Source organism: Streptomyces sp. NPDC006643 (genome assembly GCF_042870175.1).
In the GTDB taxonomy this organism is placed as follows: domain Bacteria; phylum Actinomycetota; class Actinomycetes; order Streptomycetales; family Streptomycetaceae; genus Streptomyces.
Genome location: NZ_JBIAHA010000015.1, coordinates 81,072 through 104,092, shown reverse-complemented (window position 1 = coordinate 104,092; position 23,021 = coordinate 81,072). Strand labels below are relative to the sequence as shown.

Here is a 23,021-nt window from a genome sequence, read left to right as displayed (position 1 = left end):
TCTCATGCTCATGCGGTGGGCCAGCTCAGGAATCCCGCCCGGCGCACCTGCCGGAGTTCGGTCAACTGCGAGCGCGGCGGGCGCACTTCGCGTACGAGACGGTGCACCGTACGGATCAGTGACGCCGGGTTCACGGCGGCCAGCTCCACGAATCTGCCGCGTCGCAGCCAGTCGCGCTCCCAGCGGCTGAGCGCGGCCCCGACCCCCGGACCGGTGCCGGGCCCGGCGCCCGTACCGCCCAGGACGAAGGGCGCCGGACCTTGGGCGGGCACGGCGGCATACGCCGGGCCACGGCCGTGCACCAGATGGAGAGCCCCGGCCTGCCGGGGCCGCAGCCCCAGCGGGACGACCCGTACGCCCTCCGGCAGATCGACGGACCTGGCGAACCGGGCCGGGAAGGTGAGCCCCCGCGCGCTCGCGTCGTGCAGCAGATAGACCGTCCCGCGCTCGGCGAGCGAGAGCATCCTCAACACGCCCGGATACAGGGGCAGTTCGGATGCCCCGTACACCGGGCACGCCGACTCCATCGGCACCCCGTTGGCCCGCAGCATGGCCGCGATGTCGTCGGACTCGCAGACCAGCAGCCGCGGCAGACCGTAGTCGAACAGGTCAGGTTCCGGGGTGTGCCGCCCGGCCGCCTGCCGGGGCGCCGGAACGGCGGGCGGCAGCAGGCCGGCCACCGACTCCGGACCGTGCCGGCGCAGCGTGGTCCGGTACGCGTCGTACGTCAGGGCGGGGGCCGAGGTGAACTGCGCGCGCCGGGGCGCCCGGTGCCACGGCTGTAGGACCCGGCACATCTCGTAGTACAACTGCCGCTCGGTGAAGCGCAGTTGACCGGGCGCGGCGGCCTTCTCGACCGCCGTACGCAGCACCCGGTCCAGGATCGCCTGCCGCATCTGCCCCACGTTCCTCACGTCGGTCATGTCGGCCACATCAGTCGGGGTGGTCGGGGCGGTCACGTCGGCCACGTACGCCGCGTTCGTCAGATGCGCCGCGTTCGTCACCCGCGCCGCCTGCGCCGCCTGCGTCGCTTGCACCGCGTCGCTCATGACGCCGTCGGCCAGGTGAGGAATCCGACCTGCTGCGCGCGACCCCGGTCGGGATCGGCCATCCCCTCGGCCCGGTCCACCGCACGCGCCACCACGGTCAGCAGCTTCGCCGGCGGCACGGCGGCTATCGGCGACCACCAGCCACGGCTCAGCCAGTCGACCTCCGCCGTGGTCAACGGCGGCGCGGACGCACGGATGACGTCCAGGTCCCCACCCCGCAGCGGTTTGCGCAGCCGCAGTGCGGTCGGCTTATCCATCACGCTGCGCGGCAGCATCCCGGCGACCACCACCCGGCCGCCGAGCGCGGCCCTGGCCGAGGCGGCGAAGGCGAGCCCCGCCGGGCTGGCGTCATGCAGGACTATCCCCACAAGTCCCGGCCCCCCGGCCGCGGTCGCGCCGGTGGATATGCTCCCGAGCTGGTCCGGCGACTGCGCCAGTGCGAGTGAGTGCGTCGTGTGCGCGTTGTTCAGCGCGAGGCAGGCCAGCACGTCACGGTCCGGGCAGAGGACGACCAGCCTCGGCCTGCCGCCGTCGGGAAGCACGGGGAACCGGAAGTGGTCGTCGCCCTTCAGCCCGTCGGGCCGGCTGTAGACGGTGGTCCAACGGTCGATGACCGACGTCCGGAAGGTGCTGAGCGACATCGGCACCTCGACCGTGCCCGACCACTTGGCGCGGCGGGAGCCACGGAACGTCAGCAGGAGAGTCAGCGCCAGGAAGACGCCGGAGATCCCGAGAGTGCCGAGCATCACGTCCGGATCGAACTCGTTGATGCCGATGACCAGCCACGAGATGAAGCCCGTCGCCACGATGAGCGCGACGGCGACGCATCCGAACGATGTGCCGCCCGCGGGAGTCCGGTTGCGCGCTGCGGCGTACCAGAGCTGGGTGGGCGTGTAGCGCAGTCCTTCGCCGTTGCCGAGCTTGTCGATGAGCTTGCGCATCCGGACGTCGTGCAGACGGAGCGTGTTCTCCTTCGGTTCGAGGGCGAACGCGCGCTTGCAGGTCGGGCACATCCCACGCCCCCGCTCCCGGTAGCGAGCGTCTTTCCCACAGTGCGGGCAGATCACGGCGGCCCCCTCCAACTGCCCTGAGAAGCGCATGGTTTCGTTATGCCGAACGGACAGATCCTAGACGATGGAGCTTGATTCAGATGTCCAATTCCCGTACACGAATGAAACGCGAGGCGAACGCCGAGAACGAGGTCCACGACGTCGCCGAATTCACGGATGCGGCAAGAAATGTCGTCACGCCCGTCCTCCAACTCCCCGAAGACATCGCCTTGGCCGTGGTGAACGCCTTCACCAAGGTCGTGAGAGACGCCAAGAGAAGCGAATCGGCGACGACCCGGGACAAGGATGGGATAACTCGTTTCCAGACATTCGAGGAGGGCGACGTCTATATGCTCGAAGCGCCCTTCGACGACTTCTTCGCCGACCGCTATCTGATGGATTTCTACAATGTGGAGGAGCGTGGCGTCTGCTCCCGTATGCATCTGCACACCGGTCTGCGCTTCGTACGGATGATGACGGGCCCGGACACCCGGATCCGGGTGAGCAGCCTCTCCCCGTTCGAGATCACCGGCGTCGCCGGGGTAACTCCCTTCTCGCTGCGGTCCTTCGAAGACATGCTGCCCGACACCCCGCCGGGTGTGGAGCGGACCCGCTACAACCTGGTCGTACCGCCCTGCTCCTTCGTGGACATGCAGATCCCGCGCGGTGTGAGCCACCAGTTCAACGCCGTCGGCGAGCACGCCGTGATCGATTCCGTACACCCCGAGGAGTCGGTGGAGACATTCCGCGAGAAGATGTCCGGCTTCAAGATGATGGCGCAGACGGTATTCCTCGCGGACGAACTCCCGGCGTCGGACACCTGCGCGGATCTGCCGACGTGAGGGCCCCCGGGCCCGGTCCGGCGGACATCTGCCAGACCTGACAGATCTGGCAGATCGGTCAGATCTAGTCGGTGTCCTTGGACGTCGTGGAAAGCCGGCGCAGCCATTCCGTCATCAGGGCCACTTCCGCGGTGCTGAGCCCCGACTCCGCCGAGCGTCCCAGCAGGGCGTTCAACTGGGCCGCCGCCGCAGGCAGCTGTGTCCCGCCACCTGCGGCCCGCGTGCCCGTGCCGGTCTCCGCCGTCACGTCCGGGGTGAGGACGGTGGCGTGCACGGCGTCGCGGACCCGCCGGGAGGTGTCCCTGTCGGTGAAGGTCGAGGGACGGGCGACGAGCATCAGCGCCACCCCGACGTTGGCCGACATGACGACCTGCGCGGCTGCCTCCGGCGCCAGCCGCAACTTCCCGTCCGCCGCCGCCCGTCGCAGATCCCTGGTGAGGATCTCGTGGGACTCCAGCGCAGCCGCCGGGGGCGTGCGCATCGCGGGGGAGTACATCAGCCGGTACAGATTCGGGTTGTCCAGCGCGAACTCCACATGGCTGTCCCAGCCCTTGCGCAGATCCTCTATCGGGTCGTCCTCCGGGGCACGCTGCCGCTTGGTCTCCAGATACTTGTCGAAGCCGTAGTCCACGACGGCGGACAACAGCCCTTCCTTGTCCCCGAAGTGCCGGTAGAGCGCCGGGGCACCCACCTGCGCTGCGTCGCACACGGCCCGGGTGGAGACGTCCCCGTTGGGCGACTCGGCGACCAGCCGGGCCGCGACTTCCAGGATCCGCGCGCGTGTACTCATCGCCGACGACCGTATCAAGGGCCCCGTAGCGCTGTTACGCATGACGAGCGACAGGGCCGGCGGGGGCAGCGGCAGGCGCCGCGGAGTCATGCGGGGCGAGCAGGTCGGCCAGGCCGATACGAGTCAGGAACTCCGCCCGTATTCGATCCGCGACCCGGCTGACCTCTTCCGACCCGTCGTTCGCGGGATCCACATGCACCCGGAACGGCCGCGTGCCGTACGGGGCGTCCACCACCTCGACGATGGCGTCGGCGACCCGGGCCGCGTTACGGCCCGTGGTGTCGCGCATCGGCGCGTAGACGGTGTGCCCGGCGTGGGCGAGGGAGCGCGCGGCGAGCGCTCCGAAGCCGGAGCCGGCCCCTGTGATCACGACGGTCTTCGCGGTGTCGTCCATGACGGACCTCCACTCCTCGCTGCTTCACGCTGCTTGTCACTGCTTGTCACTGCTTGTCACTGCTTCTCGATCCATCGGGCGGTCTCCCGGCCGGAGACTCGGCGGGCGCGCGCGGCTCAGATGATGCCGCCGTTGGCGCGCAGCACCTGCCCGTTGACCCAGCGGGCCGGTCCCGCCAGGAAGGACACGACCTCGGCGATGTCCTCCGGCCGGCCCAGCCGCTCCAACGGCGCCTGCGCGGCGAGCTTCGCGACGGTCTCCTCGTCCTTCCCGTCCAGGAACAGCGCGGTGGCCGTCGGTCCGGGCGCCACCGCGTTGACGGTGATGTCGCGTCCACGCAGCTCCCTGGCCAGGATCAGCGTCATCGCCTCGACCGCGCCCTTGCTGGCCGCGTACGCCGTGTAGCCGGGGAAGGCCAGGCCCAGCACCGAGCTGGAGAAGTTGATGATCGCCCCGCCGCTCCGCAGTCGGCGCGCGGCCTGCTGGTCGACCACGAACGTGCCCCGGATGTTGGTGCGGTGCATACGATCCAGCGCGTCCAACTCGGTGTCCACCAGCGGCGTCACCGACATGACGCCCGCCGCGTGCACGAGGACGTCCACGCCTCCGTATGCCTCCTCCGCCGCGTCGAAGAGCGCCGACACCGCGGCCTCGTCGGCCACATCGGCGCGGAAGGCCATGGCGGTCCCGCCCGACCCGGTGATGGCGGCGACCGTCGCCTCCGCCTCGACCTGATTTCCCGCGTAGTTGACGACGACGGCGAGCCCGTCGGCCGCCAGGCGCTCCGCGCTCTCCCGGCCGATCCCTCGGGACCCTCCGGTGACGATCACCACTCGACGGTCCGTGCCCGACTGCTCGCTCATGACATTGCTCCCTGGATAGCGGTCCTCGCCTCCCGACAACATCAACGCTAACACGATCGACGTAGCATCGCTACCCCATTCCGTAACATCGCTACGCACCCAGCTCCCGGACCGCTACGCACCCCGCCCCCAAACCATCCCCCTACCACCACGACCCGGCTCGCGCCCACGCACCGGAGCCGACAGAGTGGTGGAGAAGAAAAATCCCGCGAGCTGTCGAGAAGCCGTCGTCGGCTCCGACGTCCCCTGTGAGAGTTGCCCAGCAGGGGCGACAGCACGACACAGGGAGTGACGTCATGAAGTATCTGGTGATGGTCCAGGGTTCGCAGGCCGACTACGACGCGATGAGCGGCAAGGCATCCGAGCACAGCGCGGCCTGGAACGAGGCGGACTTGCAGGCGATGTTCGCCTTCATGGGAGCGATCAACGACGACCTCGCCGAGTCGGGCGAGCTGGTCGACGCGAACGGCCTGGCCGCCCCCTCGCAGACCCGTTTCGTCGGCGCGGACAAGGACGGCAAGCCGGTGATCACGGACGGCCCGTACGGCGAGACGAAGGAGCTGCTGGCCGGCTACTGGATTCTCGACTGCGCGAGCCTGGAGCGGGTCACGGAGATCGCCGCGCGCGTCGCGACGTGCCCCCAGCCCGAGGGCGTGCCGTCCTACCCGGTGGTCATCCGCCCCATCCAGGGGAGCCCGGCCACCGACGGCTGAGACTCCGTGCGCGCCTCGGCACGACGCGGTGTAATACACGGTGTGAACGACGGCACCGGCTCCACCACGACCGAGGACCTGCTGCGCCTGCACGCGCCGCAGGTCCTCGGCGCGCTCGTCCGCCGCTACGGCCACTTCGACCTCGCCGAGGACGCCGTGCAGGAATCGCTCATCGCCGCCGCCCAGCAGTGGCCGACCACCGGCCCGCCCGACAACCCCCGCGGCTGGCTGATCAGAACCGCCTCCCGCCGGCTCGTCGACCAGCTCCGCAGCGAAGAGGCACGGCGCAGACGCGAGGAGAACGCCACCGCGCTCACCCCCAGGGACGCCTTCACCACACCGCCGCCCGGCGAGAGCCGCGCCCCGTCGGAGGACGACACGCTCACCCTGCTCTTCCTCTGCTGCCATCCCGAACTGCCCGCCGCCGGCCGGATCGCGCTCACCCTGCGCGCCGTCGGCGGTCTGACCACGGCCGAGATCGCCCGCGCGCATCTGATGCCGGAGGCGACGATGGCGCAGCGCATCAGCAGGGCGAAGCAGAAGATCAAGGGCGCGCCCTTCCGGCAGCCGGGCCCCGAGGACCGCGACCGCCGGCTCGCCACCGTGCTCCAGGTGCTCTACCTGATATTCAACGAGGGCCATACGGCCACCTCCGGCAGCGAGTTGCACCGCGCGGATCTGGCGTACGAGGCGATCCGGCTGACCCGGGAGGTACGGCGGCTGCTGCCGACCGAGGGCACCGTGACGGGCCTGCTCGCGCTGATGCTGCTCACGGAGGCGCGGAGCGCCGCCCGCACGGGTCCGCACGGGGAACTCGTCCCGCTGGACGAGCAGGACCGCGACCGCTGGGACCGCGCCGCGATCGACGAGGGTACGGCGCTGGTCGAGGAGGCGCTGTCCCAAGGGCCCGCCGGTCCCTACCAGTTGCAGGCCGCCATCGCCGCGCTGCACGACGAGGCGGCGAGCGCGGAGGACACCGACTGGCTCCAGATCGTGGCGCTGTACGACGAGTTGCTGCGCCGCGCTCCCGGGCCCGAGCCGATGGCCGAGCTGAGCAGGGCGGTGGCCGTGGCGATGGCGCACGGCCCGGAGGCCGGGCTCGCCGAACTCAAGGGTGTCGAGAAGGAGTTGGCGGGCCACCACCGGCTCGACGCGGTGCGGGCCCATCTGCTGGAGCGGGCGGGCGACACGGAAGGCGCCCTGGCGGCGTACCAGTTGGCGGCGGACCGTACGCTCAGCGTCCCGGAGACCCGCTACCTGATGATGCGAGCGGCCCGCCTGCGCGGCTGACCACCGGGCCCTACCGCATCGCGCTGAGCCCCGCCGTGCCGTGCCGTGCCGCTACAGCGGTTCGCCGAGCGGCCCGTACTCCTCGACCAGCGAACGGGCCCAGTGCGCGGCGAAGTCCGGCCGCGTACCGTCCGCGTCCGTGAAGCCGTACTCCTCGTACAGCCCCCACGTCGCCAGCGCCCGCCCCGACTTGGCCATGACGTCCGGATCGGCGGCCAGCGCGGCGACCGCGCGTCCCAGATACGCGGGGCTCTCCGAGTGGGCGAAGTTCGGGTCCTGGGCCACCGCGTCCCGCCAGTTCTCCTCGGTGACGCCGAGACCGTCCAGCATCGCCTCGGAGCGCAGAAAACCGGGCGTGATCGCGACGGCGGCGACACCGTACGGTCTCAACTCGGCCGCCTGCGCGACCGCGAGGCGGATCACCGAGGACTTCACCAGGTCGTAGAAGAAACTCCCCCGGTAGCGGGCGGTGTTCCCGTCCGTCACCTCCACGACCAGCCCGCTCCGCCGGGCGACCAGCAGCGGCAGGGCGTAACGGCTGGTGATCACATGGGTGTCGACGGCCTGCCGCAGCAGCCGGAACCCGGTGTCCAGGTCCTGCTCCCACAGCGGATGCTCCCAGTCGGTCAACGGATCCCCGCCCCATACGGAGTTGACGAGGATGTCCAGCCGCCCGTCCTGCTCGGCGGCGATCCGGTCGACCAGGGCGCGTACGTCGTCGGGCCTGCTGTGATCGGTACGGACGGCGATACCGCGCCCACCGGCGGCGGTGACCAGATCGGCCGTCCCCTCGACGGTCTCGGGCCGGTCCAGGTCGGAGCGTCCGGCGGCGCTGCTGCGGCCGGTGACGTACACCGTCGCGCCGGCCGCGCCGAGTTCGACCGCGATGCCGCGCCCGCCGCCCCGGGTCCCGCCCGCGACCAGCGCGACCTGCCCGGCCAGCGGTCCCGGCGTCCTCGATGTGTCGTTCATGATTCCTCCTGGTCGGCCGGTACGGGCGGGGCCACGTGCCGCGCCAGCACCTCGTGGATCTCCTGCCGGGTCCGCCGCGCGAGCGTCCCTTCCCGGTCGAGTGCCCAGAGCAGCCCGGCGCCGGAGGCCATCGCCTGTACGGAACGGGCCAGCGGGCGTACGTCGGTCCCGGCGCGCAGCTCTCCGGCGGCGACGGCGGCGGTCAGCAGTTCCTCGACGGCGCGCCGCTCGGCCCGGTGCACGGTGAGGGCGTGCGCGTGGAAGTCCGGTTCGCCGAGGTCAAGGCAGAGGAACGCCAGATGGTTGGCGTACGTCTGGGGCGTCCTCATCGGTTCCGTCGACTCCACGAGCAGGGCGGTCAGCGCGGCGAGCGCCGAACCGTGCTCCTCGCGCAGCCGCTCCGGCGCCGTACAGGCATCGGCCTCCGCGCTCTCGGCGGCCCGCTCGGCGAGCGCCAGCAGCAGGCCGCGCTTGGAGCCGAAACGCTGCATGAGCGTGCCGGGCACGACGCCGACCTCGCGGGCCACCGCGGCGAGTGTGAGCCCGGCGGGCCCGACGCGTCCGACGACGTCGGCGGTGGCGCGCAGGATCGCGGCGTCGTCGACACCACGGGGACGTCCGACCACGGCGAGGTTTCCTCCTTTAATAAATGCATGTTCATTCATTAAACAGCGCGTACGAGACGGCGGCAACAGCTCCCGGACGCCCGTCAGCCCCGCCGGCGCCTCAGCCGGTCAGGCTGCCGACCGTCCCTAGCTGCTTCCACTTGCCGCTCTCGCGCACATCGACCCACACCGGCCGGTCGAGGGCCTGATGGTCCTTGAAGCGGTACCGGCCCAGCAGCCCCTTGACGTCGACACCGTCCATGCCCTTCCGCAGCGCCGCCCGCGCCGCGTCGGGATCCGCGTCCGCCGCGCCCGGCTCCGGCACGCTCCCGTCGTCCATGGCCTGCCCGATCCCGGCGGCGAGGGCGAGCGTGGCGTCGTACAGCTCGACCGCGCCCCGCGCCTCGAACATCTTCCGCAGCGCGGCCGGTGCCGCGCAGACCTTCGGGAACAGCTCGCAGTCGGCCTTCGGCTGCCGCTCGTCGTGGAAGGAACGGAAGCGCAGTGTGCCGTCCGGCACCAACGTGTCTTCCTTGTCGGTGTATTCGTGGTCGTCCTCGGAGTCGCAGGACGCCTCGTAGTTCTCCTGCACGACCATCAGCTGCCCGGACTTCTTCAGCGCGTCGACCCAGCCTTCGCGGTGCCGGGAGTTGGGCAGGGTGACGGTGTCCGGCCGGTTGTCGGCCACGTCCCGGGCGACGTCCTCCTCGCTCATCTCGTCCGGATAGCCCGCGGCCTCGATGGCGTCGACACCTGCCTCGCGCAGCCCGTGGCCGAGCTCCCGGTGGTACGGATCGTCCTCGGCAAGATCGACGTCCCAGCGGTAGTCGGAGCCGATGATCACCTTGCCCGTGTCGTACGCGCCCCGCAGATAGCGCCCTTCCTGCTTGCCGATGTCGAACTTCGACGGCATCGTGCCGAAGGCGAAGTCCGGGCCAGAGCCTTCTTTGCAGGTGTCGATCGCGGCCATGTCGCCGTCGAATCCCGTCTCGATGCCGTCGACACTGCTGACGTCACCGACGAGCGCGAGCATGCCCGGGTATTTCTCCAGCATCTCGGTCGCCGGCGTCTGCCCGTAGTCCTTGACCGGGACGACACGCACCGGCAGCTTCGTGCCCGACGTGCGCTCCGCGTCCTTGAAGGCGGCCTTGACGATCGTGGCACGCTCCACCCCGTACTGGTCGTCGAGCGACCAGTCGAAGGGGACACCGACGACATAGTCCTTCGCCATGGCCGTGGTGGGTCCGGCGACCGGACTCTCCTCGTCGCCGGACGACGAGGAGGCGGACGAGAGCGCGAACCCGGTCGGTACGCCGAGCACGACGAGTGCGACGGCGGCCCCGACGAAGGCCTTGCGCCGGCGGCGCCGGGGGACGGGCGGGGGCGGGGGCGTGGGCGGCGTGGACACCTTGGCGACGAAATGCGGCCGGGGCGGCGGGGCCGGCACCGGTTCCGGCCGTACGTCCTCGGGCTCGGGACCCGGTTCCGGCTCGGACGGCGGTACGACGACGGCCGCCGCGCCCACAGCGCGCTCCGCCGCCGCCTCCGCCCGCACCCGCTCCAGCTCCACCCGCGCCGCGCGCGCGTCCGACGGCCTGTCGTCGGGGTCCTTGGCCATCAACGAGAGGATCAACCGGTCCAGACCGGCCCCGAGTTCGGCACGGGCCCGACTCGGGCGCAGCGGCTCGTCGTTCAGGTGGTTGTACATGATCCCGGCGGCGTGACCGGTGAACGGCGGTCGCCCCACGAGGAGTTCGTACAGGACACAGCCCAGCGCGTAGAGATCCGTACGCCCGTCGCCGTTCCGCTGCTGAAAACGCTCGGGCGCCATGTACAGCACGCTGCCGAACGGCGCCTGTCCGGTCCGGGTGAGCTGCGGATCGCTGGACCTGGCCTCGGTGTACTTGGCGATGCCGAAGTCCACGACCTTGGCCACGCCCTCACCGGTGACCATGATGTTGGCGGGCTTGATGTCACGGTGCACGATGCCCGCCGCGTGCGCGACCTCCAGCCCCCGGCACACGTCGATCGCCCAGCCCAGCGCGTCCACCACACCCACACGCCCGCTCTCGGCGAGTACGTCGTGCAGCGTCCGCCCCTCCACCAGGGCCATCACCAGGTACGGACTGTCCCCGTCGGTCCCGTGATCGTGTACGGCGACGATGTGCGGGCTGTCCAACGAGGCCACGGCCCGCGCCTCCCGCCGAAACCGCGCCAACTGCTCCCGCCGCTCCCCGTCGCCCCCGGGCGCGAGAAGCAGCTTGACGGCGACGTCCCGCCCCAACTCCCGGTCCCGCGCCCGCCAGACCTCCCCCATCCCCCCGACCCCGAGCAACTCCCCCAACTCGTACCGCCCACTCAGCAACCGCCCCCGCACGATGCCCTCCCCGTCCACAGAAGTGGATTGGAGGCTATCCCCCTCCCCCATTCATCATGCAGGGGCCACCGACCCTTGCCCCCCTCTCGCGCTCCCCGCCGAAGGCCGCCCGTCCTCCGGACGTCAGCCGGCCACTCGCACCGGCTCCGCCCCCTGACGCTCCGGCTGCGACCGTCGGGCGGGACGTCGTTCGAGGGGCGCGACGACGCTCACACAGAAACGGTCCACCGCTTCGTCGACGCTGCGGATGAAGCTGGACTCGGCGTTGCCCCGCGTATTGCCCATGCCCTTGAACAGGGACAGCCGGAAGCCGGTGATCTCGATGTCGCCCCGCGCCTCGCCCTTCGGCAGCAGATAGGCCGGCTCAGGTCGCAGCCGCTCCAGCGTGCCGCGCGGCCCGTCCCCACCGCCACTCACAAGTGTCTGCACATGGAGATCCGCAGGCGCGTCCGCGAGCTGTCTGATCAGCCGCTTCGCCGTGATCAGCGGGGAGCCGTGGTCGGGGGCCGGGACATCGATCGACGTACGCAGCTTGCCTGTGCGCAGATCCGCGGCGAGCGCGAGAACGCCGGGTGTTCCCTCGATACGCAGCTCGGCGGACAACCGCCCCTCGTGGCAGAGCAGTTCGGCCAGCTCGGCGCGCCGCGCGTGGGGGTCGGAGGCGCGTCTGACGCGCCGTACGGGCAGGACCTTCTGGCCGAGTTCACCGCCGAGCCGCAGACACACCTGTCGTACGAGACGCTCCCAGCTCTCCACGACGTCCACGGCGCGCGGGTCTCCCTGGCACAGGGTCTCCTCGTCGATGCTCCTGCGCACCGGCACCCACGCGGGACCCATGTTCTGGAAGCCGTGACAGCCGGAGTTCTCGTGCTGGAGGTAGTGGAGCAACTCCTGCAACAGCCAGGCGTGCGCGGCGTTGCCGACGCCCTCGTGCCTGATCAGCATCTGGGCCTGGTGAGTGACCTCGGCCCAGGACAGATGCCAGAGCACGACCTTGTGCTTCCGACGGCCGTCCGTCCGCACGTCGACGAGCGGACTGCCCTCCAGCGCGACATCGTTGCAGAGCGTGATGACCGCCTCGTAGCCACGCCGGGCGGCGATGTCCATGTAGTCCTGGACCTGCTGGGCCTTGAGCGGGTTGCCGTTGGTCTTCGTCTCGACCAGGGCCGTCCACAGCTTGCCGGCCCGCTCGACGCGGATGACGCCGTCGGGACGTTTCTGCGTATCGCCCTGCCGCAGGGGCACCTCGGTGAACGTCTCCATCCGGCCGACCGGTGCGCCGAACGCGGCGGTCAGCCGACGCCCGAACTCGGGGACCTGCGTCATCACCGACAGCAGGACGGAGGTGGCACGCGTCTCGCGCTCCCGGTCGTTCTTGAGCGACGGGACGGGGAAGAGACGGGCCGGTCGCCACGAGTCGTTCTCGGCGAGGGACTTCTTTGCGACCTTCGGGATCGTCACCTTCTTCTTTGCCGTACGCGGGCGTCGTACGGGCGGGGGCGTGACCGGATCCTCCTTCATGGGCGCCGACGCGGCGGCCCCGCGCGGCACCTGCGGCGGAACGGCCGCCACGGGACCCCCGCCGATGGCCACGAGGACTCCCTCGCCCGGCAGAGCCTCGCCCGGACCCGCCTCGGCCTCCGGGTCGGCCCCTGTCTCCGCGTCCTGCCCCACTTCCGGCTCCGGCTCCGGCTCCGCGTCATCCACGTCGATGCCGAAGTCCGTGGCCAGGCCGGCGAGACCGGTCTCGTACCCCTGCCCGACGGCCCGGAACTTCCACTCGCCGCCGCGCCGGTAGAACTCACCGAAGACGAAGGCACTCTCCGTGCTCGCGTCCTCGATGGAGAATCCGAGCAGATCCTCGCCGGTACGGTCGGCGACCGTCAGCCGTAACCCGTTGAGGTCACCGAACCGCGCGTCGTCGTACCGACTCGCCGCCACGACCACACGCTCCACGTCCGGTGCCATCGCACGCAGATCCAGGCTGATGCGGTCCTCGCTCCCGCTGTCCGTCGGTGTCTTCCCCAGCAGTTGCACACTGCCGTCACCGGCCACCGGGTTGTTGTAGAAGAGGAAGTCGGCGTCGCTGCGGACCTTCCCCTTGCCACCGACGAGCAGTACCGAGACGTCCGCGTCCCCGTCCCCCTCCTCGCTGCTCCAGCTCAGCCCCACCCGTACGGACTCGGCGTCCTCACTCAGGACCGCCAGTCCGGTGTTGGCTCCCTTGACCATCTCGTACATGAGTCCACCCCCAGAAACACACCGAATCTTCACGGCGCGAGAGGTGAACCTTAACGCCCGAAGTACCCAACTCACTGCACTCTTGCGGCAATTGGAACAACCTCTCCGGCGTCCGCACCTGGCGCGGCCGACACCCTCCCCGCCGGCAGGCGGACCCGGGTCGCCGAGGTGCCGGGGCCGCTGGGGGTCGGGGGGAGCCAGCGGGTGACGCCCGCGCGGTCGTGGAGCAGGTCCGATTCCTTGTAGCGGTGGCAGCCGGCGTGCCACACGAGGATGCCGGAGAGCCAGTTCTCCAGCTCCTTCACATAGCCGTCCAGAACCTGCCGCGCCTCCTCGTCCAGGTCGAAGTCGTCGTAGAGGACGGGGAGTTCGTTGGCCGCGACATGCTGGAACTGGCGCATGCGGCCCTTCATCAGGTCGTGGACGATCGCGACGCCCGTCGGGTAGTCGCAGTTGAAGAAGGACTGCACGACCAGGACGCCGTTGTGGACCTCGCCCTCGAACTCGATCTCCTTCTGGTACGAGAAGAGGTCGTTCATCAGGCACGCGTAGTCCTGGGCCGCGTTCTCCAGGGACTTCATCGGGCCGCTGCGGTAGATCTCCGGCGGCACCGAGCGGCCGTGGCCGATGCGGGACAGACTCATCGTCATGTTGGAGCCGAAGGTCTGGCGACGCATCTCGATGTAGTCGACGGGGTCCGGGATCCGGTTCTGGATCTGGTTGGCCAGCTCCCAGACCCAGCTGGCCGTCATCTCCTCGACGGCCGCGCGGAAGGCCCTGCGGGCGTCGGCGTCCATCGGGCCCGCCGTGCGGACCCACAGGTCGGCCAGTCCGCGCTCCAGGGCGCTGAGCGGTGGCGGGGTGTCCAGGGTGTCGACCGGCATGAAGAGGGACAGCCGCTCGTTGCAGACCTTCGCCGCCGCCAGATTGCGGGTGTTGCCGTACACGACGGGGAAGAAGTCGTCGCCGTACGTCCCCCAGGCCAGCCAGTCCGAGGTCAGGTCGAGCCCCTCGGGGGTGGCGTCGGGATGGATGCCGGCGGCGCAGAGCGGGAGGTCGATACGGCGGATCCGGTCCTCGTCCCAGATGTCCGAGCCGGGGACGCCCGGCTGCCCCTCCAGGATGCCCATCCGGTGTGCCCATGCCACGACGTGCTCGCGCGACGCCTCCAGATGCGGGCTGAGCGTCGCGGTGAACGGCATCTCGAACTCGGGGAGGATCGACGGCCCCACCCGCTGGTACGGCACATGGCTGTGGGCGCGCGTCCTGGTGGGGGCGCCGTTGGTGAGGGTCTTGAGATAGTCCGACGCCGCCGTCCAGCGGCCGACGGGGGTCTGCGAGAACAGCGGCCCCGCCGTCTCCTCCGGTCCGGGGCCGTCGCCCGCCGCCGCGCCGTTCATGTACCGGCTGGAGCGCATGTGCCACTCGTGGCCGCCGGACTGCCAGTCCTGGAGGCCCTTCACATAGGCCAGGGTCCCCGCCGCCGCGACCGGGTCGATGCCCTTCTCCACGAAGAGCGGTCCCAGCTCGGTCAGGGCCGTGTTCTCGAACTGGTGGAGGCGCGACGTCAGCAGGTCGTTGACCGCGTCGGCCGCCTCCTGCGTCGTGCAGCCCAGGAACGTCTCCAGGACGAGCACCCCGTTGCTCAGCTCGCCCTCCTCCTCGATCTCCCGCTGGTAGGAGAAGAGGTCGTTACGCAGATGGACACCGTCGGAGAACGAGTCCCGCAGCACCCGCATCGGACGGGAGTCGGCGATCGGGGCCGGCACCTCCGCCCCCGCCGCGTACTCGATGAGTCCCGCCGACCACGGCGCCCCGCCGACCTTGCGGCGCATTTCGATGTACTCGACGGGATTCGCGATCCGACCGGCATTGATGTTGGCCAGTTCCCAGAGGGATTCGTTGAGCAGATTCTCCGTGCTCTCGGCGAACCGCGCCCGCCAGTCCAGGGACATCGACGGCACCGTGCGTTTCCAGAGGTCGGCGAGGCCCGCCTCCACCGGATTCGTCGGCTCGGGAAATCCCTGACTGAGATCCATCGGCATGAAGAGCGGGAGCCGGTCGAGATACGCCTTGCCGCCCGCCCGGTCCGACGATCTCTTGAAGATCTCCAGGAAGTGGTCGTCGAAGAAGAAGACCCACACATACCAGTCCGTGACCAGCGACAACTGCGGCCCTGTGCAGTCGGGATGGGTGTACGAGCACAGCAGCGCGTAGTCGTGGGCGTCGAGATCGCTCAGCTCCCAGATCCCGGAACCCTCCAGCATCCCCATGTCGCGCGCCCAGGCCCGGGAGTGCTCCCTGGCCTCCTCCAGACGCGGGTTGATACGCGCCGGATACGGCATGTAGAAATCCGGCAGTTCGAAGGGCTGAGTCACTGGTGCGCGGCCTTTCCCGAGGATTCCGGAGCATTCCGGGAGCTGTCCGTGTCCAGCCCTACCCCTCGCCCCGTACCGCCATCCGCGCCATAAAACAGTCATATGAACACACCGTCAGGGCGTGGCCTCCCTGAAACTCGAAGCGTCCCGGTCCACCATCGGCGTATGAGCACGACGATTCGCATCGCACAGCAGCCCGAGGCCGACGAACTCCTCGGCCGCAGCCCGCTGGCCGCGCTGGTCGGCATGCTGCTGGACCAGCAGGTGCCCATGGAGTGGGCCTTCTCGGGGCCGTACACCATCGCCGTACGCATGGGGGGTGACGATCTGGACGCGCACGCCATCGCCGCGTACGACCCCGAGGCCTTCGCCGCGCTGCTCTCGGAGAAGCCCGCCGTGCACCGCTACCCGGGGTCCATGGCCAAGCGCGTGCAGCAGCTCTGTCAGTTCCTGGTCGCCCACTACGACGGGGACGCCGCCGGGGTGTGGCGCGATGTCGCCACCGGCACGGAACTGCTCAAGCGGCTGACCGAACTCCCCGGCTACGGCAAGCAGAAGTCGCAGATCTTCCTCGCGCTGCTCGGCAAGCAGTACGGCGTACGGCCCGAGGGCTGGCGGGCCGCGGCCGGCGCGTACGGCGACGAGGGCTCGTACCGCTCGGCGGCCGACATCACGGGGCCCGAGACGCTGGCCAAGGTCCGCGCGCACAAGCAGGAGGCCAAGGCTGCCGCCAAGGCGGAGAAGGCAACGAAGACGACGAAGCCCGCGGAGAGCTGAACGGACGCCGACGGGCGGCCGGCCGACGAGCATGATTTCTGGCACATCTGTTCCCCTGGAACGCCCCAGGTCGCTAACTTTCGGTAGCTCACCGCACCAAGCTCCTGCTCGTCCGCACCCGTTCGCATCGGAAGGACCCCTGTGAACGCAACGTCCCGCAGACTCATGGCAGTCGCAGCCGCCACCGCGCTCGCCGCCCCGCTTCTGCTGTCCGCATCCTCCGCCTCCGCGCACAACAGGCCCGACCCGGCGAGGGACGCGGCGAAGCTCGCCAAGAAGCTCGTCAAGGAGGCGTCCGGCAAGGACGCGTACAAGCACCTTCAGAAGTTCCAGGACATCGCCGACTCCGCCGGCGGCCACCGCGCCGCGGGCTCGCTCGGCCACGACGCGTCCGCGGCGTACGTGTTCAGCCTCCTGAAGAAGGCCGGCTACAACGTCTCGTACGACAGCTTCGAGTTCACGTACATCGAGACGCAGGCCGAGACGCTGAAGGTGACCGCGCCGACACCGCGCGACTCCGAGATCACGGCCATGTCGTACACGAAGTCCACGCCCAAGGGCGGGATCGAGGCGGCCCTGGCCGTCGTACCGGTCGACGAGACCACCGGCTGCGAGGCCACCGACTACGCCGCCGGCGCCTTCACCGGCAAGATCGCGCTCATCCAGCGCGGCGGCTGCGACTTCGCGACGAAGCAGCAGACGGCGGCCGACGCGGGCGCGGTCGCGGCGATCGTCTCGAACAACACCGAGGGCGCCCTCAGCGGCACCCTGGGCGACCCGGCGGCGGCCAGGATCCCCACGGGCGGTGTCACCCAGGCCGAGGGCGCGAAGCTCGCCGCCGAGGCCGCGGCGGGCCCCGTGACGGTCTCCCTGGACATCCGTCAGCTCCAGGAGAAGCGCACCACCCGCAACGTCATCGCCGAGACCAAGGGCGGTAACCCGGCCAACACGGTGATGCTCGGCTCCCACCTCGACTCCGTCACCGAGGGCGCGGGCATCAACGACAACGCGTCGGGCTCCGCCGGTCTCCTCGAAGTCGCCCTGGATCTCGCCAAGTCGCGCGAGAAGACCGCCAACAAGGTGCGCTTCGCCTGGTGGTCGGCCGAGGAGCTGGGGCTGCTCGGCGCCGAGGACTACGTGAAGGGCCTCACCCCCGAGCAGAGCGAACAGATCGCGCTCTACCTGAACTTCGACATGATCGCCTCGCCGAACTTCGGCCAGTTCGTGTACGACGGCGACGACTCGGACGGCGAGGGCTCGGGCGCGGGGCCGGAGGGCTCGGCGCAGCTGGAGAAGGGCATCACCGACTTCCTCGACAGCAAGGACTACCCGCACGAGGGCACGGACTTCTCCGGCCGCTCCGACTACGGGCCGTTCATCGAGGTCGGCATCCCCTCCGGGGGAACCTTCACCGGCGCCGAGGGCATAAAGACCGCGGACCAGGCGGCGAAGTTCGGCGGCGAGGCCGGTGTCGCGTACGACCCCTGCTACCACGCGGCCTGTGACGACCTCGACAACATCAACAAGGAGGCGTTCGACGTCAACATCGACGTCATCGCGAACGCCGTGGGCCGCTACGCCCACGACCTGAGCCCGCTCACCGCGAAGGCCGGGGCGAAGGCCCCCGCCACGGTCCAGCGCGGCGCGGCGCACGGTGACACCGGTGTCGGGGCGTCGAACGCCCACGAGCACGAGTCCCGGGCCTGACCGACCGACAGCGATACGCGGCGGGCGCCGAGGGAGCGGATTCCCTCGGCGCCCGCCGTGCGTACTGAGCCTTCGTCGAGCCCTTGCCGAGGCCGTTGCCGAGGCCGTTGCCGAGGCCGTTGCTGAGCCCTTTACCGAGGCCGTCGCTGAAGCCTCTTCAGGAGGCGGTGGGAAGGGCGACGTCAGCGGACGGGACGGTTCCATTCATATGTCGCTCCTACTTTGAACCATATGCATCCCTTTGCACCACCGCGCCATGGCTGCGCCCGGAGCCGCTCGCCCGGTAGGCTTTCCGTGTGATCTTCAAGCGCATCGGTAACGGGCGGCCGTACCCCGACCACGGCCGGGAAAGCACCCGGCAGTGGGCGGACGTAGCGCCGCGCCCGGTCCGCCTCGATCAGCTCGTCACCACGAAGGGCCAACTGGATCTGGAGACGCTGCTCGCCGAGGACTCGACCTTCTACGGAGACCTCTTCGCGCACGTCGTGAAGTGGCAGGGCGACCTGTATCTGGAGGACGGACTGCACCGCGCCGTCCGCGCGGCGCTCCAGCAGCGGCAGGTGCTGCACGCGCGCGTGCTCGAACTGGACCTGGGCTGACGCGCCCTCAACCCACCCGGCACTGAGCCTTTCGGGGTCTTTCCGGCCTCTACGGGCCCAACCCATTGATCATTTAGTAGGAATCACTACCGACGCGCACTACGCTGCGGCCATGAGCATGCTCACTCCCCCCGGCATGGGCGGCAAATATCGCATTACGGGTGCCAAGTACCCCCGCATGCGCCGCCCCCGTCACCGCCGCAGGACCGTGCTCGCGGCCATCGCCGGAGTCGTCGCCCTCGGCCTCGTCGGCTGGGGGACCGTACAGCTCGTCGACGTGTTCACGGCGGACGACGGTACGAAGACGAAGACCGCGACCGCCTCGGACCGTAACCGCAAGCCCTCCTGCGAGCCGTCCCCGTCGGCCGTGGCCGCCAAGGCGCTGCCCAAGCCGGCCCAGATCAAGGTCAACGTCTACAACGCGACCCCGCGCGCGGGACTCGCCAAGACCACCGCGGACGAACTCAAGAAGCGCGGCTTCCTCATCGGCAAGGTGGGCAACGCGCCCGCGGCGTTCGACAAGAAGATCCCCGGCACGGGGATACTGCTCGGCGCCCCGACCGCCGCGGACGGCTCCCTCGCGGTGCTCGGCGCCCAGCTCAAGGGCGCCAAGCCCCAGCACGACGAACGGCGGACCAAGGACGTCGACCTGCTGATCGGCACGGCCTTCAAGACCCTGAACGTGCAGAAGGAGGCCGACCGGACCCTGGCCACCCTGACCAGGCCGGCGTCCACCGGCTCCTGCTGAACCGGAGCGGACGGGACCGGGGCTAGTCGACCGTCCCGTACATCCGGTCGCCCGCGTCGCCCAGCCCCGGCACGATGTACCCGCGGTCGTTCAGCCGCTCGTCGACCGCCGCCGTGACGACCGTCACCGGCGTGCCCGCCAGCTCGCGCTCCATCACCTCGACGCCCTCGGGCGCCGCGAGAAGCACCACGGCCGTCACATCGTCCGCGCCGCGCTTGATGAGTTCGCGGATCGCCGCGACGAGCGTGCCGCCGGTGGCCAGCATCGGGTCCAGGACATACACCTGGCGCCCCGAGAGATCCTCGGGCATCCGGCTCGCGTACGTCGACGCCTGAAGCGTCTCCTCGTTACGGATCATCCCGAGGAAACCGACCTCGGCGGTCGGCAGCAGCCGCACCATGCCGTCGAGCATGCCGAGGCCGGCCCGGAGGATCGGCACCACGAGGGGCCGGGGATGGGACAGCTTCACACCCGTGGTCGGCGTCACCGGAGTCTCGATGTCGACCTGCTCGGTGCGCACGTCCCTGGTGGCCTCGTACGCGAGCAGGGTGACCAGCTCGTCGGCGAGGCGCCGGAAGGTAGGGGAGTCGGTGCGCTTGTCGCGCAGCGTGGTGAGTTTGTGCGCGACCAGCGGGTGGTCGACGACGTGAATCCGCATGGCTCCACAGTAACCGCGGCCCGTCCGGCGGCCCCCGCTGGCATCAATCCCCCGTGCGCAGGGAAGGTGTGTGGGCACATGCAGAGGGGTCACAGGGGCGCGGGTGCGGGTGCACCGGGGCGCGATCGACCGAGTCGTGGGGTGGTGAGGCGGCGATGCCGGACCGGCAGCAGCGGGATCCGCGGGAGCGCGGCGGCGAAGCGCCGCCCGGCCCCGAGGCGACGCCCGACGCCGAACCGGACGGCACCTCCGGCGGGAGCGACGAGGCCCGCCGGCGGCGGCGTGCGCAGTTCCTGCGGGAGTTGAACGAGGCCAAGGCCCTGCGCGAGCGGGTGAAACCTCGGCGGGCGCGCGCGGCCCGGATGCGCCAGCAGATGCGGATGCGGACCTTCCGCTGGTAGTCGCGAACACGTCACGAAGCGGCCCTCCGGCCGTCGCGCGACTGCCACTTGGGCGTCGGCCGGCGGCCGTCCGGCGGCCCTCGCGGACCCCCGCCGGGCGGTGCGTCCACCCCGGTCCAAAAAAATGCCTGCACGACGCAACGGCGGAAGACCTCTCGCAATCGCCGTGTTTCTGCCACGATTCCGAGTAGTGGGCGGGGCAGAGCGCAGCGCACCGCCGAATCGTCACCTCTGACCAGTGGGAGAGTCACGGTGTACTTCGCCGCACTGCTCGCGCGCACCGAAGACGGGTGGGAAGCGAGCGACACAGAGCTCGACGACGTGGAGACCTTGTCGGATCTGACCGATCTGGCCCGCGAAGCCTCGGTGGACGAGGACACGGTGCTCGTCTTCATCGAGCAGGAGGACGCCTGGTTCGGCGTGCTCCGCGTGGAGGGCGAGGAGGATCCTCGCATCTACGTCTCCGACGCGGCCATGGCCGCACGCTCCTCGTACGGGGAGATCCTCACGGACGAATTGCTCGGCGGGGACGATGACGACCTCGCCGACGCCTTGGACACGCTGGACCTCGACGGCACCGAGGACGGCGAAACTGAAGAGCAGGAGGACACGGAGGACTCGGACGAGGTTTCCGGCCTCGCCGGCGCGGCCGGCCCCGGAGCGGTCCCGGCGGGACCGGCGGGCGACCGCGCGATCCTCGCCGATCTGGGCCTCTCGGAGGCGGACCTGCTGGCGCTGGAGACCGACGCCATGGCCGAGATCGCGGACGCGCTGGGCGCCTCCGAGGTGCTGGAGACCGCACGCTAGTGACCGAGCACGACCCTGTGCACAACCCGGCGCACGACGCGGCGCATGACACGGCGCACGACCCCGTGCGTGAGCCGTGGCGGGCGTCGATGCGACTCGCCCTGGAACAGGCCGCACGCGCGGCGCCGGCCGGCGATGTGCCGGTCGGCGCCGTCGTGCTGTCCCCGGCCGGCCAGGTCCTCGCCACCGGCCACAACGAACGCGAGCTGACGGGCGACCCCACCGCGCACGCCGAGGTCCTGGCGCTCCGCCGGGCGGCGGCGAAGCTCGGCACCTGGCGGCTGACCGGCTGCACGCTCGTGGTGACCCTGGAGCCGTGCACGATGTGCGCGGGCGCGCTCGTGCAGTCGCGGGTGGCCCGCGTCGTGTACGGGGCGCTCGACGAGAAGGCGGGCGCGGCGGGCTCGCTGTGGGACGTCGTACGGGACCGTCGGCTCAACCACCGCCCGGAAGTGATCCACGGGGTGCTCGCCGACGAGTGCTCCGCGCTGCTCACGGCCTTCTTCCGGGACCGCCGGATTATCGATTTCTGAGCACGGGCCACCTTGGGCTAAGCTCTCTCTCGGTAGCGTGTCCGAGCGGCCGAAGGAGCTCGCCTCGAAAGCGAGTGTGGCGTAACCCGTCACCGTGGGTTCAAATCCCACCGCTACCGCTTGTACGACGAAGGGGCGGACCTCACGAGGTCCGCCCCTTCGCGTTGTCGCGGGCACCGCACGGCGTCAGCGGAGGCGGGCGATGACCTTCGCGAAGTCCGTCAGGTGCGGTTCGAGCACGGAGAAGTACGACAGGCCGTACGTGTCCCGATGGTGGTGCAGTGTCTCGGCGATCTCGTCGGGCGAGCCCGCCAGTACGTTCGGCAGCTGCCGGACCTGATCCTCCGTGAGATCGGGGCTGGCGCGGCGCACCGCTGTCAGGTCCGGGGCGCCGGAGGGGCCCGACGGCAGGACCACCGCCGAGACGAACAGGTTCAGTTCCAGACGGCCGAAGCGGGCGCCCGCCTCGGCGCGGACGTGGTCGACGCGCTCGGCGAGGATCCGCCGCGGGTCCGCGCCCGGCGGGGTCCTGGGCGACAGGGCCGGGAAGCCGACGATGTCCGCCTCGCGGGCGGCCAGTCGCAGTACGCGGTCGCCGAGGCCGGCCACCAGGAGCGGCGGGGCCGGGTGCTGGCGGACCGCGGGGACCTGCTCCGGGGTGGCGAACAGCCGGTGCAGTTCGGCGACCGTGTGCGCGAGGTGGTCGACGCGTTCTCCGGGGGCGGGGTACGACAGCTCCGCCGTACGGTACTCGGCCCCCGCGTAACCCGCGCCGAGGCCGATCTCCAGCCGGCCGTCGGTGAGCTGGTCGGTGTCGGCGATGTCCCTGGCCAGCAGCGCGGGCCGGTAGAAGCCGGCGTTCAGGACGAAGGTGCCGAGCCTGAGGGTGGTGGTCGCGTCGGCGGCGGACACCAGGGCGGGGAACGGGGCCGGCATGCCGAGATGGTCGGGGACCTGGAGTACGTCGTAGCCGAGGTCCTCGGCCTGTCGGGCCTTGGCCTGCCAGGCCGGGCGCGATCCGGTGGCCAGCAGGCTGACGCCGAAACGGAAGGGGCGGGTGGGCATGGCTTCCGGCTTCCTGTCGAGGGGGACCGGTGTCCCGGGAAGTTCCCTTTCAGGGTTTTTGCAGCTTTTCGCCATGATAGTCGTGATACGTGGCGGGGCCCGGCCTCCGCCTTGAGCTTCCTCAAGAGGCCGGGCCCCGCTCGCTGCTTCCCTACGCGAAGTT

General features: G+C 70.4%; 22 protein-coding genes and 1 tRNA gene. 11 read left to right on the top strand and 12 right to left on the bottom strand.

Annotated elements, in window-relative coordinates; all coding sequences use genetic code 11:
- Positions 1–8: 8 nt before the first annotated feature.
- Together ACFYNU_RS21195 and ACFYNU_RS21190 are read right to left on the bottom strand one after the other, a co-directional pair.
- On the bottom strand, positions 9–1,037 hold the full coding sequence (locus ACFYNU_RS21195) for a hypothetical protein (protein WP_356590587.1): 1,029 nt from the start codon (positions 1,035–1,037) through the stop codon (positions 9–11).
- An 8-nt stretch (positions 1,038–1,045) separates the two neighbouring features.
- Positions 1,046–2,062, bottom strand: coding sequence for a hypothetical protein (locus ACFYNU_RS21190; protein WP_356590585.1), 1,017 nt, complete (start codon positions 2,060–2,062; stop codon positions 1,046–1,048).
- Positions 2,063–2,220: 158 nt separating this feature from the next.
- On the opposite strand from ACFYNU_RS21190, the gene ACFYNU_RS21185 reads away from it, so the two are divergent.
- A complete protein-coding gene (locus ACFYNU_RS21185) occupies positions 2,221–2,940 on the top strand; it encodes a hypothetical protein (protein ID WP_356590583.1) in 720 nt (239 codons plus the stop codon).
- Between the two features lie 64 nt (positions 2,941–3,004).
- Here the strand turns inward: ACFYNU_RS21185 and ACFYNU_RS21180 are convergent, their stop codons facing one another.
- The 3 genes from ACFYNU_RS21180 to ACFYNU_RS21170 all read right to left on the bottom strand — a co-directional run bounded on the left by ACFYNU_RS21180 (position 3,005) and on the right by ACFYNU_RS21170 (position 4,987).
- Positions 3,005–3,730 (bottom strand): TetR/AcrR family transcriptional regulator, encoded by a 726-nt coding sequence (locus ACFYNU_RS21180; RefSeq protein WP_356590581.1) that lies wholly within the window; start codon positions 3,728–3,730, stop codon positions 3,005–3,007.
- A 34-nt stretch (positions 3,731–3,764) separates the two neighbouring features.
- Complete coding sequence (locus tag ACFYNU_RS21175; RefSeq protein ID WP_356590579.1) at positions 3,765–4,124, bottom strand: hypothetical protein; 360 nt, start codon at positions 4,122–4,124, stop codon at positions 3,765–3,767.
- Between the two features lie 116 nt (positions 4,125–4,240).
- Positions 4,241–4,987 carry an SDR family oxidoreductase gene (locus ACFYNU_RS21170; protein ID WP_356590577.1) on the bottom strand — a complete coding sequence of 249 codons (747 nt, stop codon included), beginning with the start codon at positions 4,985–4,987 and terminating at the stop codon, positions 4,241–4,243.
- 296 nt (positions 4,988–5,283) lie between these two features.
- Between ACFYNU_RS21170 and ACFYNU_RS21165 the strand changes: the two genes are divergently transcribed.
- On the top strand, positions 5,284–5,700 hold the full coding sequence (locus ACFYNU_RS21165) for a YciI family protein (RefSeq protein WP_356590575.1): 417 nt from the start codon (positions 5,284–5,286) through the stop codon (positions 5,698–5,700).
- 42 nt (positions 5,701–5,742) lie between these two features.
- Positions 5,743–6,990 (top strand): sigma-70 family RNA polymerase sigma factor, encoded by a 1,248-nt coding sequence (locus ACFYNU_RS21160; RefSeq protein WP_356590573.1) that lies wholly within the window; start codon positions 5,743–5,745, stop codon positions 6,988–6,990.
- A 51-nt stretch (positions 6,991–7,041) separates the two neighbouring features.
- Here the strand turns inward: ACFYNU_RS21160 and ACFYNU_RS21155 are convergent, their stop codons facing one another.
- The 5 genes from ACFYNU_RS21155 to ACFYNU_RS21135 all read right to left on the bottom strand — a co-directional run bounded on the left by ACFYNU_RS21155 (position 7,042) and on the right by ACFYNU_RS21135 (position 15,563).
- A complete protein-coding gene (locus tag ACFYNU_RS21155; protein ID WP_356590571.1) occupies positions 7,042–7,962 on the bottom strand; it encodes an SDR family oxidoreductase in 921 nt (306 codons plus the stop codon).
- Positions 7,959–8,588, bottom strand: coding sequence for a helix-turn-helix domain-containing protein (locus tag ACFYNU_RS21150; RefSeq protein WP_356590569.1), 630 nt, complete (start codon positions 8,586–8,588; stop codon positions 7,959–7,961). The genes ACFYNU_RS21155 and ACFYNU_RS21150 overlap by 4 nt, the downstream gene beginning before the upstream one ends.
- A gap of 100 nt (positions 8,589–8,688) precedes the next feature.
- Entirely contained in the window at positions 8,689–10,962 is a 2,274-nt protein-coding gene (locus ACFYNU_RS21145) for a serine/threonine-protein kinase (protein WP_356590567.1), read from the bottom strand.
- A 105-nt stretch (positions 10,963–11,067) separates the two neighbouring features.
- On the bottom strand, positions 11,068–13,185 hold the full coding sequence (locus ACFYNU_RS21140) for a TerD family protein (RefSeq protein WP_356590565.1): 2,118 nt from the start codon (positions 13,183–13,185) through the stop codon (positions 11,068–11,070).
- A gap of 71 nt (positions 13,186–13,256) precedes the next feature.
- Positions 13,257–15,563 carry a terpene synthase family protein gene (locus ACFYNU_RS21135; RefSeq protein WP_356590563.1) on the bottom strand — a complete coding sequence of 769 codons (2,307 nt, stop codon included), beginning with the start codon at positions 15,561–15,563 and terminating at the stop codon, positions 13,257–13,259.
- Positions 15,564–15,728: 165 nt separating this feature from the next.
- On the opposite strand from ACFYNU_RS21135, the gene ACFYNU_RS21130 reads away from it, so the two are divergent.
- From ACFYNU_RS21130 to ACFYNU_RS21115, 4 genes are all read left to right on the top strand, one after another.
- On the top strand, positions 15,729–16,340 hold the full coding sequence (locus tag ACFYNU_RS21130; RefSeq protein WP_356590561.1) for an HhH-GPD-type base excision DNA repair protein: 612 nt from the start codon (positions 15,729–15,731) through the stop codon (positions 16,338–16,340).
- Between the two features lie 165 nt (positions 16,341–16,505).
- Positions 16,506–18,047, top strand: a complete 1,542-nt coding sequence (locus ACFYNU_RS21125; RefSeq protein WP_356590559.1) for a M28 family metallopeptidase — start codon at positions 16,506–16,508, stop codon at positions 18,045–18,047.
- A gap of 296 nt (positions 18,048–18,343) precedes the next feature.
- Positions 18,344–18,646: a type II toxin-antitoxin system VapB family antitoxin gene (locus ACFYNU_RS21120; protein ID WP_023540426.1), complete on the top strand. Its 303-nt coding sequence runs from the start codon at positions 18,344–18,346 to the stop codon at positions 18,644–18,646.
- A gap of 112 nt (positions 18,647–18,758) precedes the next feature.
- A complete protein-coding gene (locus ACFYNU_RS21115) occupies positions 18,759–19,394 on the top strand; it encodes a LytR C-terminal domain-containing protein (protein ID WP_356590557.1) in 636 nt (211 codons plus the stop codon).
- A gap of 22 nt (positions 19,395–19,416) precedes the next feature.
- Here ACFYNU_RS21115 and upp read toward each other — a convergent pair whose 3' ends face one another.
- The gene (gene upp / locus ACFYNU_RS21110; RefSeq protein WP_356590555.1) at positions 19,417–20,052 is read right to left on the bottom strand and encodes a uracil phosphoribosyltransferase; all 636 of its coding nucleotides are present in this window, start codon (positions 20,050–20,052) and stop codon (positions 19,417–19,419) included.
- 155 nt (positions 20,053–20,207) lie between these two features.
- Here upp and ACFYNU_RS21105 point away from each other — a divergent pair, with 155 nt between their 5' ends.
- The 4 genes from ACFYNU_RS21105 (at position 20,208) to ACFYNU_RS21090 (ending at position 21,912) form a co-directional block, all read left to right on the top strand.
- Complete coding sequence (locus ACFYNU_RS21105; protein ID WP_356590553.1) at positions 20,208–20,453, top strand: hypothetical protein; 246 nt, start codon at positions 20,208–20,210, stop codon at positions 20,451–20,453.
- Between the two features lie 252 nt (positions 20,454–20,705).
- On the top strand, positions 20,706–21,260 hold the full coding sequence (locus ACFYNU_RS21100) for a hypothetical protein (protein WP_356590551.1): 555 nt from the start codon (positions 20,706–20,708) through the stop codon (positions 21,258–21,260).
- A gap of 89 nt (positions 21,261–21,349) precedes the next feature.
- Complete coding sequence (gene tadA, locus ACFYNU_RS21095; protein ID WP_356590706.1) at positions 21,350–21,793, top strand: tRNA adenosine(34) deaminase TadA; 444 nt, start codon at positions 21,350–21,352, stop codon at positions 21,791–21,793.
- 31 nt (positions 21,794–21,824) lie between these two features.
- A tRNA-Ser gene (locus ACFYNU_RS21090) sits at positions 21,825–21,912 on the top strand.
- A gap of 67 nt (positions 21,913–21,979) precedes the next feature.
- On the opposite strand, the gene ACFYNU_RS21085 is transcribed toward ACFYNU_RS21090, so the two are convergent.
- Positions 21,980–22,858 (bottom strand): TIGR03621 family F420-dependent LLM class oxidoreductase, encoded by an 879-nt coding sequence (locus tag ACFYNU_RS21085; RefSeq protein ID WP_356590549.1) that lies wholly within the window; start codon positions 22,856–22,858, stop codon positions 21,980–21,982.
- Positions 22,859–23,021: the final 163 nt, after the last annotated feature.